Below are 15758 nucleotides of genomic sequence, written 5' to 3' on the forward strand. Positions count from 1 at the left end.
ATCTCTTGGACTTAGCTTATAAACCCATTAGCTGTTGAAAATCTTTCATAAACTGCTGCAATTTTGCGTCTTTCTGGACTAATTGCGCCAAAACACCCAGATGTCCTTTACTCCGCATGACTCGAAATAAATCCACAGCAAACAACTGCACCCATTCGGCTGTTGCAACTTGACTGAGCCAAATAAAAGCGTTGTAAGCTTGGTTTGCGTCAGCAGCACGCACTGTTAAACCAATTGCTGTGGCATACTTAGTACTTGGTTCTTGAGGCCAGGGAATGCGATCGCCTTTACCTGCCAAAATAGGTGTCAGATTCGGTAGTGTTTTGTAAAGTTGAATAAAAGCCTGAAACTCAGTCGCAGTAGCCACCCCCACCGCCGGAGTAATATCTAATTCTGCGTGGTGTAGCGCACTTGCCATTTCCCAAGAACGAGGTGAAGGGCTTTGCTCCGAATTCAAAATTCAAAATTCAAAATTTAAAATTAATGATCCCCATAAATAAATTTAGTTGCCCTGTATCCTTTTCGTTTTCAGTCATGGATTTTCGATTTTCGATAAATGCTCAGTAAATGGAACCTCGACTTCTGTTGAGAAGTCAAGGATACGGGTATTATATTTGAGCATCTACAGGTTGTACCTGAAAACTAAAGTATATTTTCAAAATGGGTTTTCCAATCGGAGAATCTGCGCCATCCAGCTTACTTTTGACTTGGCCTCACTAGTGCCGATTTTTGGTACGTTGGCGTAGCCCGCACTTCTCTACGAGACGCTGCGCTTGCAGTGGTACGACAATGGTTCGACTCCGCTCACCAGCCGCTCAGTGACCATCGTAGACATCGCAGACAGCTAAATATGGTTGAAATACCCAAATTCTGTATAGTATTTATGTACTTAAAAAGCCCTATAACTTTTAGTTATGGAAAAGAAATAAAGTGTAATCTTTATTTGAGAGCAAAGCCCATTAACAATTACCTCAGTAAACAAGATGACTGAAGCAACAGCAACTCGTCCCAATATCTACATCAAGGAAACTGGGCCAACTATTCATTACCTGGTGGCAATGTCCCAACCAGAAACCCATCTGTTTGAGGTGACTTTACGCCTTGTCAATCATCCCTCACCAATTCTCGATTTAAAACTGCCAGTGTGGACACCTGGTTCCTATTTAGTCCGGGAATACGCCAAGAATTTACAGGATTTTGAGGCTTTTGCAGAGGATAAGCCTTTAACTTGGCGGAAGCTCGGTAAAAATCACTGGCAGGTAGACAAAATAGGTATTTCAGAATTAACTGTACGTTACCGCATTTTTGCGAATGAGCTATCAGTACGAACCAATCACTTAGATACCACTCACGGTTATTTTAACGGTGCGGCACTATTTTTTAGAATATCTGGCTGGGATAAGCAACCCATTCGCGTCACTATCGTACCACCACACCCGAAATGGCAGGTAACTACTGCTCTACCTCCCGTTGCTGAAGAAACAAATACTTTCTTGGCTGGCGATTTTGATACTTTGGTGGATACTCCCTTTGAGATTGGTTCCCACCAATTGTATAAATTTGAGGTATTAGGAAAACCCCATGAATTGGCAATCTGGGGGCAAGGTAATTACCAAGTTCAGCAGCTGATTGCTGATATCCAAAAAATTATTCAGGTAGAAGCGCAGATGTTCGGCGGTTTGCCTTATGAACGATATGTGTTTCTACTACATTTATTTAGCCAAGCTTTTGGCGGTTTGGAGCATAAAGACTCTTGCTCTTTAATTTACCAACGTTTTGGGTTTCGCGCTCAGGAAAAATACGATCGCTTTCTGCAATTAGTTGCACACGAGTTCTTTCACTTGTGGAATGTCAAGCGAATTCGCCCAAAAGCATTAGAGGTTTTTGATTACGACCAAGAAAATTACACACCATCATTATGGTTTTGTGAAGGTACTACTAGTTACTATGACTTGTTAATTCCTTTGCGGGCGGGAATTTATGATGTTCAGTCGTATTTAAATAACTTGGGTAAGGAAATTACCAGATATGAAACAACACCGGGGCGCAAGGTACAACCTGTTTCCGAGTCGAGTTTTGATGCCTGGATAAAACTCTATCGCCCCGATGCCAATAGCGGGAATTCCCAAATTTCTTACTATTTAAAAGGAGAAATGGTATCGTTGTTGCTGGATTTGCTGATTCGCTCTACTCACAACAATCAGCGCTCCCTTGATGACGTGATGCTGAAAATGTGGCAGCAATTTGGGCAAGATGAAATTGGCTATACCCCAGAACAGTTGCAGAAAGTTATCGAATCTGTTGCCGGAATCGATTTGACTGATTTCTTTAAACGCTACGTTGATAGTACTGAAGATTTGCCATTTAATCAGTATCTAGAACCCTTCGGCTTGCAGTTGGTAGCCGATCAACAGGAAGAACCTTACCTGGGTGTAAGAATCAATACAGAGAATGGGCGAGAGATCGTTAAGTTTGTGGAGATTGGTTCACCTGCACAAGTAGGCGGAATTGATGCAGGTGATGAGTTGTTGGCAATTGATGGAATTAAGGTAACGGCGGGTGGCTTAAGCGATCGCTTAAAAGATTATCAACCAAACGATAAAATAGAAGTCGCAGTTTTCCACCAAGACGAACTCCGTACTTATTCCATCACCCTGGCATCACCACGTCCAACTAGATATCAGGTAAAGCCTGTTGCGCATCCTAACTCCAAACAGCAACAAAACTTTGCTGGATGGCTTGGGGCTGCGATCGCAACTGTTTCATAAAGGGATTGGGCATTGGCACAAGAGGCAGAGAGGCTGAGGGGCAGAGGGAAAAACCTGCTGCAACTCTCTCCCCTGCTCCCCTGCTCCCCTGCTGTGTTCTACCCAATCCTAAGCCGTTCTCACCGCCCCAGAGTAAATCAAACCCCGTTGCAGATCCAGCGTTATAATCGCCCCATCTCGAATCACCTGCGTTGCCTGTTTAACACCGACAATCACTGGTACACCGAGACGTAAGCCAATTACTGCCGCGTGACTTGTGAGACTTTCATCTTCGGTAATAATTCCGGCAGCTTTCCGAATTGCCTCAACAAAATCGGCACTAGTGCGGGGTGCAACCAAAATATCTCCAGGATTAAAGTTACTCACATCCATACCAGTATTAGCCACCCGTGCGCGACCACTCACTGAACCTTGTCCCAGTCCAATTCCGTGACCTAGTACTGCCGTTACCACTTCTACCTTAATCAAATCTGTAGAGCCAGAAATACCCTGGAGTGTACCAGCCGTCATCACTACTAAGTCTCCCTGAGACAGTAACTTCAATTCCTGAGCTACATTAATCGCAGCCTGAAATGTCTGACCAGTGGAAGGTAATCCTAGCACCAACAGCGGTTTGACTCCCCACACCATCTGTAGCTGCCGCGCCACATTTACATGGGGTGTCACTGCCAAAATTGGTGTGTGAGGACGAAACTTAGAGACATTACGAGCGGTTGCACCCGTTTGGGTTAGGGTCATAATTGCCGCTGCACCTAATTGTTCGGCAATTTGACCGACAGCTTGACTAATCGCATTAGGAATGGAGCGTCGGGCATCTCTCGTAGAACGTAGGTTTAGGTGTTGGGCTTCTTCCTGCTCCATACGTTCGGCAATTCGCGCCATCGTCGCCACTGCTTCTACAGGGAAGCTACCCACTGCGGTTTCATTGGAGAGCATCACCGCGTCTGTACCGTCTAAAATCGCATTTGCCACATCCGATACTTCGGCGCGGGTAGGACGAGGATTGCTCACCATGCTATCTAACATCTGAGTAGCGGTGATGATCGGAATTCCCAAGCGATTTGCTGTGGCAATTAGCCGCTTTTGCAGTACCGGAACATCTTCTGCTGGCAATTCCACCCCTAAGTCGCCTCTGGCAACCATCACGCCATCACATAAAGCCAGAATCGCCTCCATTTGTTCAATGGCTTCGTGCTTTTCAATTTTGGCAACCACTGGTACTTGCTTGCCTGTGCTGGAAATTAGTTCTTTAATTTCGATCATGTCCTGGGGATTGCGGACAAAGGAAAGTGCCACCCAATCGACACCTTGATCTAGACCAAACATCAGATCCTCTCGATCTTTGTCGGTCATTGCCTTAATTGACAGGTAAACGCCGGGGAAGTTTACGCCTTTGTTGTTAGAAAGTTTACCAGGCACGGTGATTCGACAATGCAAATCACCTTTGTCCCGATTAATTTCCTCCACAACCATTTCTACTCGTCCATCATCGAGGAGGATTTTTGCACCAACTGGGACTTCTTCGGCTAAATAATCGTAGGTGACGCAACTAATTTCCTGCGTGCCTACTACTGGACGATTTGTCAAGGTGAAGCGATCGCCTTTTGCCAAAACTATAGACCCGTTGTCAAACTTTCCTAAGCGAATTTTTGGGCCCTGCAAGTCTTGGAGAATAGCTACTGGCTGATTTAATTCAAAAGCGGTTTGCCGAATTAAGCGAATACTACGCTGATGGTCGGCATGAGTTCCGTGGGAGAAGTTTAGCCGCAGCGTCGTGGCTCCCGCTTCAATAATCGCCTTGAGCATTTCAGGACTGCTAGTGGCGGGGCCAATAGTAGCGACAATTTTTGTCCGGCGCAGAGAATCTCGTAATTGCATAGGGGCTGAAGTTAGGGAGCTATCTGGGAAGTCATCGTAACTTAAGTGGCATCTCCTTTTCAGTCACTGCTATATCAATAAGATATAAGCAGTTAGATGAGGGTTTATGGGAGAGTGGGGGCTGTGGGATAGACTAGATATAGTACATCAATCTTGTATACATCCTCCCAACGAAGGAGTTTGTTCCATTAACTTCTTGCCGATGGTCATATCCCACTTATCAGCAAAGACTAGGCTTCGTCTGGAATCATAGCGTTATTCATCTGCTGATATGCAAAGCTGTGGATAAATCTTGCTATACAAAAATTTGCAAAACTTTATCATTCAATAATATTTATCGTATATTCGTAATGTCTGCTCAAGAAGGAGTCAATGTTAGAGATGATCGCATCGGAGGCACAAAAGCCATTGACAATCCCACCCAAGGAATTTTTAGCGCCTCCTGGTGATTTCAATCCGACGCTGCTGCTGTTTTCTGTTGCTGTATCCATGCTAGTGTTATCCAACTTTGGTTACTGGCTTTGGGAATGGCCGCATTGGCTATGCTTTTGCGTTAATACTATTGCCTTGCATTGTGCTGGAACAGTAATTCATGATGCCTGTCACCAATCTGCCCATCGCAACCGGGTGATGAATGCGATGTTAGGACATGGTAGTGCGTTGATGCTAGCTTTTGCTTTTCCAGTATTTACGCGGGTGCATTTACAGCATCATGGTCATGTCAACCATCCTAAAGACGACCCAGATCATTATGTCTCTACGGGTGGGCCGCTATGGCTGATTGCAGTGCGGTTTTTGTACCACGAGGTGTTTTTCTTTCAACGGCGATTGTGGCGGAAATATGAGCTATTAGAATGGTTTATCAGCCGCTTAATTGTCGGTGTAATTGTTTATATCTCTGTGCAATACCACTTTTTGGGTTATGTTCTCAATTTTTGGTTTTTACCGGCTTTTGTGGTGGGCATAGCACTAGGATTATTTTTCGACTATTTGCCCCATCGTCCTTTTGCGGAGCGCGATCGCTGGAAAAATGCCCGCGTCTACCCGAACCAAGTTCTCAATATCCTAATTATGGGACAGAATTACCACTTAATTCATCATTTGTGGCCTTCTATTCCCTGGTATAATTACCAGCCTGCATACTATGTGATGAAACCACTGTTAGATGAAAAAGGATGTTATCAAACTTCAGGATTGTTGCAGAAAAAGGACTTTTTTGAGTTTGTTTACGACATCTTTTTAGGAATTAGATTTCATCATCAAAAAGAATAGAGTTATTCCATAAAGCGATCGCTTGCTCACGGCTGACACTGGGAAAGTGATCTAAAAACTCATCCAGTGAGTCACCCGATTTTAGGTAATCGAGCAAGGTTTTTATTGGGACAGGAGTATCAATAAAAACAGGTATTCCTCCCAATATATCGGGGTCTCTATGAACAACACGCGATGTGGATGTCATATAGTTAGCTTGTCTGCGACAGACTACCTTCTTATCCTAGCTCTGGTTGTCTCAGAAATCTCACGATATATGCTATTGATCCTTTGTAGAGTGCGATCGCTAATATTATTTTTGATTTTTGATTTTTGATTTTTGAATTGTTATTCTCTTGTATAATCATTCTGAGTTTAGTAAATAAGGTTATCAAGGATTTACTGTGGATCGAAGTGCCACATGATCTTCAATCATATTCCATACATCCTGTGTAACTTTGTACTGCAAATACGCACCTAGCGCAGGAAGCAGTATTAGTAAAATAGAAAACAATTTCAGAAGTAGTAAGCCAACCTGAAATAGACCAAAACTAAAAGAAGACAAGTAGATAGTTCCCTGGCAAACAAAAATTACCAAACCACTAAACCCTACAATAACTTTGTCAACCCACTTCTGATTCCCTATCCAAATACGGGTTACTTCAGATCCAGAGTTTAACCTGACTGTTACTCTGAGCGAAAGACCAAGGAAGTCATAAGGCTTGCCAGCCTTATTCGTATCTAAAATGATCGCTCCTGATGTTCCCTGTTTATAGTCTATTTTGTAGTTTTTTATTTCAAAAAAATCACGTAACTCAGTAATCAACACATCTATATCAACTTCTTTGCTAGAAAAATTCTTTGATGCCATCCTGAGTTTCCTCTCAATTGAGTTTCTGGGATAATGTGAGTAAGTAATTGCGAATCTGTGTCGCCTCATTGAGTAGGCGAGCCTTATCAGCTTTAAAGTCTCCACGTGGACATATCATAACTAAGGTTAGCGCTTCTTTTTTGCCGACTTCTTCTGAGAGAAAGTCAGTTGTCTCTTTCCTTAACTGCAAAAAACGTTCACGTACATTTGCAAAGCTTGGGTTAGATTTTGCGTCCTCGATGATTGCCTCTAACACTTGGATTTGTTGCTGTATTCTGTCGCGTTGTGAAGGAGTTTGCAATTGCCCTCGACTCTCTACATCGATTGTGCCAGTCTGCTGAGACCTTAAGTCATTATTATTACCCTTTGTCTTCACAAGTTCTGGAAACAGAGACAAGTCATATTTCAATCCTGGTTCAGGGATGACCAGCGGTTCTTGAACGGGTTTGTCGTATTTGTGGTTGAGAGCCGGAACTTCTCGTCTAAGATATTGCTCCAGTTGCCGCAAAATCATATTCTGCTGCAAGCCGTTGAGAAGAACGTGAGTGAAGGCTCCCTGTTTGAGTTCAGCAATTTCATATGATTCTTTACCAAGTTGGCAGGAAAAAATAGTGATGATACCTTGCTGGTGAGTGATTTTAATCGTTTCTTCGCCCACTTCACTAACTCCGCGACTACCACTTGGTTGAAGTTCGCCTTCGCGGCACATATCTAAAACTAGGACAATGTTTTTTGCTTTGCAACGACGTAGGCAATCAACAACATCTCGAATTGAGATAGCGGTTTCGGGATCATTGGCATCGCCGTCACAGGGAAGCAAGTAATCTTGCCAGTTTTTGCTAATTCCATGTCCAGCAAAAAAAAACCAAAAGTTATCAGCTTCAAAAGCCTGTAGACTCTTCTCAAACAGAATCCGACGTAGGTTTGTACGAGAAGGACGGGTGGGGATATTGCTGATAGGTTGCGAGTGATCAGAACAAAATAGGATGTTTTCAGATGGAAATCCAGCACTGTTACACAGGAACGCTTTCATTGCTTCTGCATCTTGTACTGCACACTTTAGATGCTTCTTAAGTGGCAAGTGTTCGTAGTAGTTGATACCAATTACAATTGCCCAGTTCTTCACCATCTACTTCTAGCTCGGTCTCTTAAACTTTAGCGTAATCACACCCTTTCCAGCAGCTTCGCCTCCTGCAAATAGCTTAACCTCTCCTTTGGCGCTGATTTCTACTTGTAGCGTGACTTCATCCAAGCAAAGATCGGATTGTGATCCCACCTGTTGATCAACCTGTTGGAATAATCGCCCCACTATCCGCAAGAGGCTGTTCATATTCTGCTCCAGCACAGATACAGGAATCTCTGCTACCTTACTCAAGCGTTGCTGAACACTTCCCCAACCTCTTTGTCCGTCAATGCTGGATTCTTCTACATCATCCGTTACAATCAGAATTGTTTCTTCCGGCATTATCACCCCACAGACCACTTTAAAACTACGTCCTAATCAATAACTTAGAAGTCTAAGTAGTTATTATACGGAAAAATTAACTACGATTTATACTCACGTTCTTAATCGTAATGGTTGAGGGTAGTGGTCGAGGCGATCGCAGTACACTTGAAGACAGCCATCAACGTGACGGTCGCATATGAAAAACTGGACATAGATAACCTCTGGGACTCAGCCGACAATATTAGTACGTTCCGGTACAGCAACTTATTAGCTTGCTTGCAGGACTGTCAAGACTGTTCATTTCATGTGCAGCTTTATAGTACCAAGGTACTATTCATTAGCGATCTCAATGTGCCAGTTGCGTAAGTCCTGTAGATATAATTAATTGAGGCGGAGGCTGGCAGATAAGCGTGGATTAAGAACCAAATGCAGCGCTGTAAGCTATCTCCAACGTGCATTTGCTGCACATCCAACATTGACTACATTATCCCAACCAGGACGCGCTTTGGCGATCGCATCTAGAAAAATAGCATCCAAATCGCGTGACACTAAAAAAGTCACACGAATCATGTCCTTTCTACTTTTTGTGCCATTCCCAATGCCCATAATTTAAAATCCAGCCAAACGATGTGAAGGTTTCAAACTCAGGGATGATGAGTAATTAGCAATAAAATTGACAAAATCACACTATAAAGAGTGATATTAAGCGATAGATAGCGCTTGTAAAGGACTAACGGGCATGATTAAATCTTGGATGGTGATTGGGGGCGTGGCTTTCTTGGTTGCTTTAGCCGCGAACGTGATTACGCCTAGCGATCGCCAATGGTTCAAGCGTTTACAACGACCGAGATGGCTAACTTTTGAGGGCGCAATTCCCATTATTTGGACTGTAATATTTATTTGCGGTGCTTGGTCAGCCTATATTGTCTGGGAAAAAGACCCAGGAAGCACCTCAACCTGGTTAATCATGGGTTTATATCTGCTATTAGAAATAGTTACCATTGCCTATACGCCTGTAATGTTTAAGCTTCGCAGTCTGAAAGTCGGCACAATTCTCGGTGGCACAGGTTTAATCATTTGTGCTTTATTGATACTTGCAGTCTTAGGTTTTTCTGCTTGGGCAGCCCTATTACTAGTTCCTTATTTGCTCTGGAGTCCCATTGGTACTTATACCACTTGGCAGATGATCCGTCTCAATCCTCAAGATGCCTAAGAATCGCCCCAGAGAATGATTAAACATATAGCCTAAATTGTCACACTTGCAGTGTATGACTTGACAAAATACACAAAGCTTGAGTGCATTATGATTCCATCTTGGATAATAATTGGGGCTGTAACTTTCTTCATCGCCCTTGGTAGTTTCTTGATCGCGCCGCGTGATGTTAAATGGTTTGCAAAGTTAAGTCGCCCTCGCTGGCTAGTTTTTGAGCCACTGATTCCGGTCATCTGGACTGTGATTTTTATTTGTGGTGCAGCTTCAGCTTATATTGTCTGGGAAAAAAATCCCGGAAGCCTAATTACTTGGCTAATAATGGCTTTGTATCTTGTGGTAGAAATTATCACCGTCGCCTACATACCTATAATGCTGAGGTTTCGCAGTCTCAAAGCTGGGGAAATTCTTGGGCTGATAGGTTTGATTTCAGGCGTTGTCCTGGCAATCTGCGTTTTACCGATTTCTCTAATGGCGGCGCTGTTACTCCTTCCCTATCTGGTTTGGACTCCCATTGGTACTTACACTACCGACGAGTTAAAAGAACTGAATCCTCAAGATGCATAACGCATCTATACAAGCCGTCCATAACGTGCTGTGACAGGATTGGCTGGATTAGATTGATTATTCAGCCAAGCCCACATTTGATCGCCAACAGAAAAATGCCACCACTCTCTAGGATTGCGTTGAAAACCGACTTTTAACATTACATCTCGCAATAGCTGACGGTAAGCATGATACTTTTGTGCTTCTGAGCGATCGCTATTGGCATAATAATCTGGATGCGATCGCTCTGACATTTCATCAATCGGCGAACCCATATTCACTATTTGCCCTGTATCATCTACTAGCGTCACATCCACCGCCCCACCCGTACTATGAGGAGGTGGAGTTTTTTCATCCAAACTTGGTGCAGCCCAAATTGCATAAACTGCTTCCCAAATTTCTTGGCGTTGGTTTGGGGATAATTCCACGTTAGTTAATCCCCTATCCTGCACTGCTTGGGCGAAGCTGTAATCTACCATAAACTGCTGGACTGCGATCGGGCGATAAGCATCAAAGATTTGGATATGCCAGTTAGGATGCAGAAGATTAAGATAATTTTGCGCTTGGAGCAAATTTTCGATAACGCTTTGACGTAGATAATAAGGGGAGCGATCGCCATAAGGCGCACCTAATTTTTCATAAGGATGGGGAGATTCCACCGCAAACAATTCTAAAGGAATCGCTATTAGCGGTTCACCACACTCGAAAATTGGGATTTGATGATAAGGTCTCATCTAGTAAGCTACACAGGACTTACGGATTTTAACGCAAGCATAGCATTCTGTGTAACGATTTTCTTGTTCCTCTGTATCCTTTGCGCCTCTGCGTGCAATACCAATTTTTCTCAAATTAATCGCGCACGAAAAATGTAACAATACCATATACCTTTTTCGCATTATTTAGGAAGAGCCTTGCACGAGAAATTAACATAAAAAATAAAGTATGGCAGATAAAACCAAAATTATTTCCTTTGAACTTTCTGACGGCAAAATAATTAAAGTAGAGGTTACGCCTATAGGAGAACAACCTGTTTCTGCTGAAACCAGAGTCTTTAAACAAGCGACAGAAATTATTAAATCCATTGCTGAAGATGTCGCAGGTACATTAAAAGATATTAGCGAGACAGTCAAGCCAGATAAATTTAGTGTCAAACTAGGTTTACAAATTGGAGTTGAGTCAGGACAACTAACCGCTTTAATTGTCAAAGGAACAGGCACAGCTAACCTGGAAATTACGATGGAATGGGGTAAATAACAATTGATTGTCTTACAGTTGTGGTAATCTTTTTACAAAGATGCTGCGTGAGAGCAATTAATGGGTAACGAAGACTATTTACAACGCTGTACAGTGCGTTTAAATGTTGCCAGTAGTCAGGGAACAGGTTTTTTTGTTGCACCGAATTGGATTCTCACTTGCGCCCATGTGGTCGAATCTGCGAAAGATAACCCTGTGCAAGTATTCTGGAAAGCAGGAAACCAGAATTACACAGCTAAAGTTACGCAATTATACAAATATCCCCTTGATTTAGCCCTTTTACAATTGTACGAGGATTGTTTGGATCATCCCTGTGTTGAATTGGATGACACAGAACCCAATACCAACGATGACTTATATATTTTCGGTTATCCCAAGAATAGCGAAGTTGATTATTCGCTGGGAGATTCAGCAAGTTTTAAATATGAAGGAATAAGTTTTAAACAGGATATTATTCTCTATAAGTTAAAGCAAGGGCAAGTTATCTCAGGGTTTAGTGGTTCGCCTTTGCTAAATTTACTAACAGGTAAAGTTTGTGGAATTGTGCATCTTTCCCGTGATGAGGGTAACGATTTAGGGGGGCGGGCAGTTTCGGCTCAAGTTATTGTGCAACAGTTTCCCGAAATTGCTTTACTTAATCAACAATTCCATCAGCTAAAGCCCAAAGGTGAGAATCCATTTGAATATGGTCTTCCTGTTCCTCCACAACGTTTTTACGGACGGAGAAAAGAGATTTTAGAGATTAAAAACCGCATTGGCGCAATTAGTCCTCAATGTGTCAATTTAATAGGCTTGCGGCGCAATGGAAAAACTTCTCTATTGCGATATATCAGAGAAAGAACCAGCGAATTTTGTTCTGGCGAACAAAAGCCTTTAGTTGTTTTCTTAGATTTAACGAATGGAAATTTTCATACTTCAGAGGGAATTATTGAAGGCTTAAGGCGAGGGATTCACAAACTAACAGGGAATTTTCCTTGGTTAAAGGAAGATAATGAAGATGGCTTTGCAGTAGAAGATGGCTTACAGCTTTTAGTAGATGAAGGGTATCGTTTAATTATTTTATTGGATGAGTTTGAAGCCATTGCGAGTAAAAAAGATAGATTGGAATTGTTTCAGGATTGGGGAGAAGATTGGCGTTCTAAGGCTTCTGCGGGTTTATTAACAATGGTAATTGCCAGTAAACGACCTCTTAATGAAGTTTACGAAACTTTGAGTCTGGGTTCTCCCTTTGCCAATATTTTCAGTATGACTATTTTAGGGGCATTAGAGAAGGAAGCTTGGCAAAGCATTATTCATAAAGGATTTACGCCTAATTCTGCACTATTGGAATGGGTAGATGAGATAGCAGGGGGATTGCCCTATTATGTGCAGATGGCGGGGGCAATGTTGTGGCAATATGGGAATCAAGAAATAGCTAAAAATGAGTTTAATTTTCAAGCCAAGCCTCGTTTTGAAGAACTTTGGAAAGATTTAACTGAAGTTGAACGTTTAGCATTGCGTCACAAATTAGGAGGAGGTAATTTACTTATTTCAAATATAGCAGAAGATCGGCTTCAGCGTCATGGGTTATTACGGAAGAATGGGCGTTTATTTAGCTGTGTTTTTGCAGATTTTGTGAAATGTAAAAGTTAAGAAGCAAACGATTTAAATATCAAATTTTAAATAAAATGTTACTGTTTTTACGGGAAACTTGGGAGCTATTTTGGTGGGCAATGTTTTGTCCTTCAAGGCTTCAGCAACGAATAAATGAATGGTTGCCACAAAAAGAAGAAAATGGGCAAAGAGTAGACAAAACTTTTCAGGATTATATTTTAACCGGAAATTCACGATTCATTAGTCAATATCTATTAATATTATTTATTCTAAATATTCCTCTTGTTTTAAAAATAGTTGAGTACAATCAACTATTAAATTGGCTACAGTTACCTTGTTCAATATTAAGTGCCTATGCAATAGCATTTTTTTTTCTACCTTTAGGACTGTTTATCCCATTTTTGTGGTTGATAGTTGTCTCCATTCAACCTAATATCTTCTTAAGAGCTTTAATAGCAGCTATCAAATACCTCAAACTTCCACTTTTTATTGATATAGCTTTTGCAGCTACAGTTTTCGGGGTATTTTCGGGAGTATATTTAACTGTTCGCTTAGTATCACAACTCTTTAAAAAAGAACATCCTTTCCTTACTTGTGATGTGGTGTACGAAGCAGTGGGACTTTGGGTGGCATTGATGGGTGGCACTGTGGTGTTTGCAGTGGAGGCAAAAGTCATACAAGAAGTGGTGGGAGTAACGGGAGAAGTAGAGATCACACCTGAGGTTGGATTTGAGGATTTTGCGGTTGAAATAGCGGCTGGAGTGGCGGGATTCGTGGGGTCGATCGTGGGGTTCACCATGGGGGTAGGAGTGGGGGCAGGTGCAATGGAGGTGGTAAGAGTAGTGGGGGGCGGAGTGCAGAAAGTCGTAACGTTTGGAGTAGCGGGATTCGTGGTACTCATCGTGGCGGTTGGATTAGGGGTTGGATTGGGGGTTGGATTGGGAGGTGGTATTACTTTAGGCTTTCCCTGGTTTTTGGTTTATGCAGCTATAATAGCCTTTGCTCTTGCACCAAGCAAAAATAATGGCTTTTTTATCCTTATTACAGTAATTTTAATAGTTCTTTCTGCCCACAATTTAAGATGGCTTTCAGCATTAATTATTCCTGTAGTCTTAGTTAGCTATTACAGAATTATTGACTATCTTTTATTTGCTCCTTTCAGCTTTTTCATATCAATTATTAATCGCCTTCGTCCTCAACCATTGCAATTACTTTACAGCTTACCTCCCTATACCAGTGAACTTCTCTGGCTGCCCTTAGCATTACCTAATTACGAACAGCTTTTCATTTCAGCTTTTAGCAGCAATCCTCAAGCAGCTTTGAAAATCTTTCAATATACTCAAACTTCTTCCTTACCAGGATTACAAATAACCTTGCAAAATGCCTTACCGCAAATTGTCGCCGACCAGCTCAAGCAAATTCAAAGCATTCCAGAACTAATCTTTACTACCAACTCAGACCATCCTATATTACCCTTCCTGATTTTCCCCTTCTATCACCTCAATTCTGACAGCGACACCTCCACTATAGAAACACCTTTGCCAAAGGTTAAACCTGAACTTTCTATCCTTCTTCCTCGTTTGCAAACTATTATTCAAGATATTCAATCTGCACTCGAAAATGAAAATATACCCCTACGAGAACGAGGATTAGAAAAAATCAATAATAAGCTTGTTCGATTACAATCTCAATTAGCCTCTCTGGGACTTAAAGACCAAGCCATTAAACGCTGGACACCTGTACTGGAACGTTGGCAAACGGTTATTGAACTGGAACAAAATGAACAACGCAAAATCTCTCAAGGCGAACTAATCAACCCATTCCAATATGGAAATCCGGTGCGACTTGACCAAAAAAACTTATTTAAAGGTCGTCAGAGATTTGCCAATGAAATTGTCCGTCGAGTTCTAGACCGTGACCGACCTACCCTTGTGCTGCATGGCCCTCGTCGCTGTGGTAAAACTTCCTTTTTGTATAACTTTCCCCGCCTGCTTCCCAGTGATATCCTCCCCGTATTTGTGGATATGCAAAGTTCCGCCATTACCACCAGCGAATCTGACTTTTGCTTTGGCTTAGTCCGTGCAATTCATAAAGACTGTAAAAGTCAAGGTGTTCAATTACCAAACATTCCCAAACGCACCGATTTTCAAACTAGTCCCTATACTAACTTAGAAGATTGGTTGGATGAAGCACTTGCCCAAATCGGAGAACGGCGCATCCTTCTCAACCTTGATGAATTTGAAAAAATCGGTACCGCCATTGAAAAAGGACAGATAACTTTACGTTTATTTGACGAACTGCGCCACTTAATTCAACATTATGAACAACTCGGTTTTCTCTTTTCTGGGGTGCAAACTTTAGAGGAATTAGGCCCAAATTGGAGTAGCTATTTTATCAGCGTTGTCCCGATAAAAATGCTTTATCTTGAAGATAACGAAGCCGAGGAATTATTGCTTAATCCAGATCCAGATTTTGCACTGCGTTACGCTCCAGGCATTGTAGAGGAAGTATTGAGATTTACCAATTGTCACCCTTACTGCCTACAATTATTGGGGGCATCAATGGTGAATCAAGCTAACTTTAACCATACTGATTTTATTACTGCTGAACTCTTGCAAGCTTCAATTAATGACGCATTTATTTCCGGTCAACCTTATTTTACAAATATTTGGACAGAATTTACAGGAACTACACCAGAAGAAATGGTAATTGGTCAAGAGTTATTATTACAAGTTGCCAGAACAGATATTTTATTATCTATAGGTACTGAAATTGCTGAAAAGGTATTAACCCGCTTGTTGCGTTATCATATTTTACACAAAATCAATGGAGGATATGATTTTGAAATTCCTCTGTTAAAACAATGGGTGAGAGAGCGTGCAGTAAAAAGCTAATTCTTTTATGAATATGCTCTAACAGATTTCAAATTTTATCATTAAC

14 protein-coding genes and 1 pseudogene are annotated in these 15758 nt (G+C 41.9%); 7 read left to right on the forward strand and 8 right to left on the reverse strand.

The genetic code is table 11. The features are described 5' to 3' along the window. Positions 1-16: 16 nt before the first annotated feature. Positions 17-457, reverse strand: a complete 441-nt coding sequence (locus V7K61_RS33655) for a hypothetical protein (protein ID WP_335060513.1) — start codon at positions 455-457, stop codon at positions 17-19. 526 nt (positions 458-983) lie between these two features. Between V7K61_RS33655 and V7K61_RS33660 the strand changes: the two genes are divergently transcribed. Further along, positions 984-2768 (forward strand): M61 family metallopeptidase, encoded by a 1785-nt coding sequence (locus V7K61_RS33660; protein ID WP_335060515.1) that lies wholly within the window; start codon positions 984-986, stop codon positions 2766-2768. A 108-nt stretch (positions 2769-2876) separates the two neighbouring features. Here the strand turns inward: V7K61_RS33660 and pyk are convergent, their stop codons facing one another. Further along, on the reverse strand, positions 2877-4646 hold the full coding sequence (gene pyk / locus V7K61_RS33665; protein WP_334936335.1) for a pyruvate kinase: 1770 nt from the start codon (positions 4644-4646) through the stop codon (positions 2877-2879). A 381-nt stretch (positions 4647-5027) separates the two neighbouring features. Between pyk and crtR the strand changes: the two genes are divergently transcribed. Beyond that, positions 5028-5918 (forward strand): beta-carotene hydroxylase, encoded by an 891-nt coding sequence (gene crtR, locus V7K61_RS33670; RefSeq protein WP_335060628.1) that lies wholly within the window; start codon positions 5028-5030, stop codon positions 5916-5918. Here crtR and V7K61_RS33675 read toward each other — a convergent pair. The 5 genes and pseudogenes from V7K61_RS33675 to V7K61_RS33695 all read right to left on the reverse strand — a co-directional run. Beyond that, a complete protein-coding gene (locus tag V7K61_RS33675) occupies positions 5893-6105 on the reverse strand; it encodes a DUF433 domain-containing protein (RefSeq protein WP_335060517.1) in 213 nt (70 codons plus the stop codon). The genes crtR and V7K61_RS33675 overlap by 26 nt on opposite strands. Before the next feature lie 183 nt (positions 6106-6288). Then, entirely contained in the window at positions 6289-6768 is a 480-nt protein-coding gene (locus V7K61_RS33680; protein ID WP_335060519.1) for a hypothetical protein, read from the reverse strand. A 13-nt stretch (positions 6769-6781) separates the two neighbouring features. Next, on the reverse strand, positions 6782-7897 hold the full coding sequence (locus V7K61_RS33685) for a caspase family protein (RefSeq protein WP_335060521.1): 1116 nt from the start codon (positions 7895-7897) through the stop codon (positions 6782-6784). A 6-nt stretch (positions 7898-7903) separates the two neighbouring features. Then, complete coding sequence (locus tag V7K61_RS33690; protein ID WP_335060523.1) at positions 7904-8233, reverse strand: Pepco domain-containing protein; 330 nt, start codon at positions 8231-8233, stop codon at positions 7904-7906. A gap of 296 nt (positions 8234-8529) precedes the next feature. Further along, positions 8530-8788: pseudogene (locus tag V7K61_RS33695) on the reverse strand (chorismate mutase); the annotation flags it as partial. Positions 8789-8954: 166 nt separating this feature from the next. On the opposite strand from V7K61_RS33695, the gene V7K61_RS33700 reads away from it, so the two are divergent. Continuing rightward, on the forward strand, positions 8955-9428 hold the full coding sequence (locus tag V7K61_RS33700; RefSeq protein ID WP_335060525.1) for a TspO/MBR family protein: 474 nt from the start codon (positions 8955-8957) through the stop codon (positions 9426-9428). Between the two features lie 90 nt (positions 9429-9518). After that, complete coding sequence (locus V7K61_RS33705) at positions 9519-9992, forward strand: TspO/MBR family protein (RefSeq protein WP_335060527.1); 474 nt, start codon at positions 9519-9521, stop codon at positions 9990-9992. 5 nt (positions 9993-9997) lie between these two features. Here V7K61_RS33705 and V7K61_RS33710 read toward each other — a convergent pair whose 3' ends face one another. After that, positions 9998-10705 carry a M15 family metallopeptidase gene (locus V7K61_RS33710; protein ID WP_335060529.1) on the reverse strand — a complete coding sequence of 236 codons (708 nt, stop codon included), beginning with the start codon at positions 10703-10705 and terminating at the stop codon, positions 9998-10000. Positions 10706-10913: 208 nt separating this feature from the next. Here V7K61_RS33710 and V7K61_RS33715 point away from each other — a divergent pair, with 208 nt between their 5' ends. The 3 genes from V7K61_RS33715 to V7K61_RS33725 are packed head-to-tail and all read left to right on the forward strand — an operon-like array spanning position 10914 to position 15712. After that, positions 10914-11225 (forward strand): CU044_2847 family protein, encoded by a 312-nt coding sequence (locus V7K61_RS33715; RefSeq protein WP_181928040.1) that lies wholly within the window; start codon positions 10914-10916, stop codon positions 11223-11225. A 60-nt stretch (positions 11226-11285) separates the two neighbouring features. Then, a complete protein-coding gene (locus V7K61_RS33720) occupies positions 11286-12857 on the forward strand; it encodes a trypsin-like peptidase domain-containing protein (protein WP_335060533.1) in 1572 nt (523 codons plus the stop codon). A gap of 35 nt (positions 12858-12892) precedes the next feature. Then, positions 12893-15712: an AAA family ATPase gene (locus V7K61_RS33725; RefSeq protein ID WP_335060535.1), complete on the forward strand. Its 2820-nt coding sequence runs from the start codon at positions 12893-12895 to the stop codon at positions 15710-15712. Positions 15713-15758: the final 46 nt, after the last annotated feature.

The sequence above is a fragment of the Nostoc sp. genome, assembly GCF_036918015.1.
Lineage (GTDB): Bacteria > Cyanobacteriota > Cyanobacteriia > Cyanobacteriales > Nostocaceae > Nostoc.

Bases quoted from the DNA above. Each gene is read 5' to 3' on its own strand.
- V7K61_RS33660 (WP_335060515.1), top strand. From the start codon at position 984: ATGACTGAAGCAACAGCAACTCGTCCCAATATCTACATCAAGGAAACT.
- pyk (WP_334936335.1), bottom strand. From the start codon at position 4,646: ATGCAATTACGAGATTCTCTGCGCCGGACAAAAATTGTCGCTACTATT.
- crtR (WP_335060628.1), top strand. From the start codon at position 5,028: ATGATCGCATCGGAGGCACAAAAGCCATTGACAATCCCACCCAAGGAA.
- V7K61_RS33675 (WP_335060517.1), bottom strand. From the start codon at position 6,105: ATGACATCCACATCGCGTGTTGTTCATAGAGACCCCGATATATTGGGA.
- V7K61_RS33680 (WP_335060519.1), bottom strand. From the start codon at position 6,768: ATGGCATCAAAGAATTTTTCTAGCAAAGAAGTTGATATAGATGTGTTG.
- V7K61_RS33685 (WP_335060521.1), bottom strand. From the start codon at position 7,897: ATGGTGAAGAACTGGGCAATTGTAATTGGTATCAACTACTACGAACAC.
- V7K61_RS33690 (WP_335060523.1), bottom strand. From the start codon at position 8,233: ATGCCGGAAGAAACAATTCTGATTGTAACGGATGATGTAGAAGAATCC.
- V7K61_RS33700 (WP_335060525.1), top strand. From the start codon at position 8,955: ATGATTAAATCTTGGATGGTGATTGGGGGCGTGGCTTTCTTGGTTGCT.
- V7K61_RS33705 (WP_335060527.1), top strand. From the start codon at position 9,519: ATGATTCCATCTTGGATAATAATTGGGGCTGTAACTTTCTTCATCGCC.
- V7K61_RS33710 (WP_335060529.1), bottom strand. From the start codon at position 10,705: ATGAGACCTTATCATCAAATCCCAATTTTCGAGTGTGGTGAACCGCTA.
- V7K61_RS33715 (WP_181928040.1), top strand. From the start codon at position 10,914: ATGGCAGATAAAACCAAAATTATTTCCTTTGAACTTTCTGACGGCAAA.
- V7K61_RS33720 (WP_335060533.1), top strand. From the start codon at position 11,286: ATGGGTAACGAAGACTATTTACAACGCTGTACAGTGCGTTTAAATGTT.
- V7K61_RS33725 (WP_335060535.1), top strand. From the start codon at position 12,893: ATGTTACTGTTTTTACGGGAAACTTGGGAGCTATTTTGGTGGGCAATG.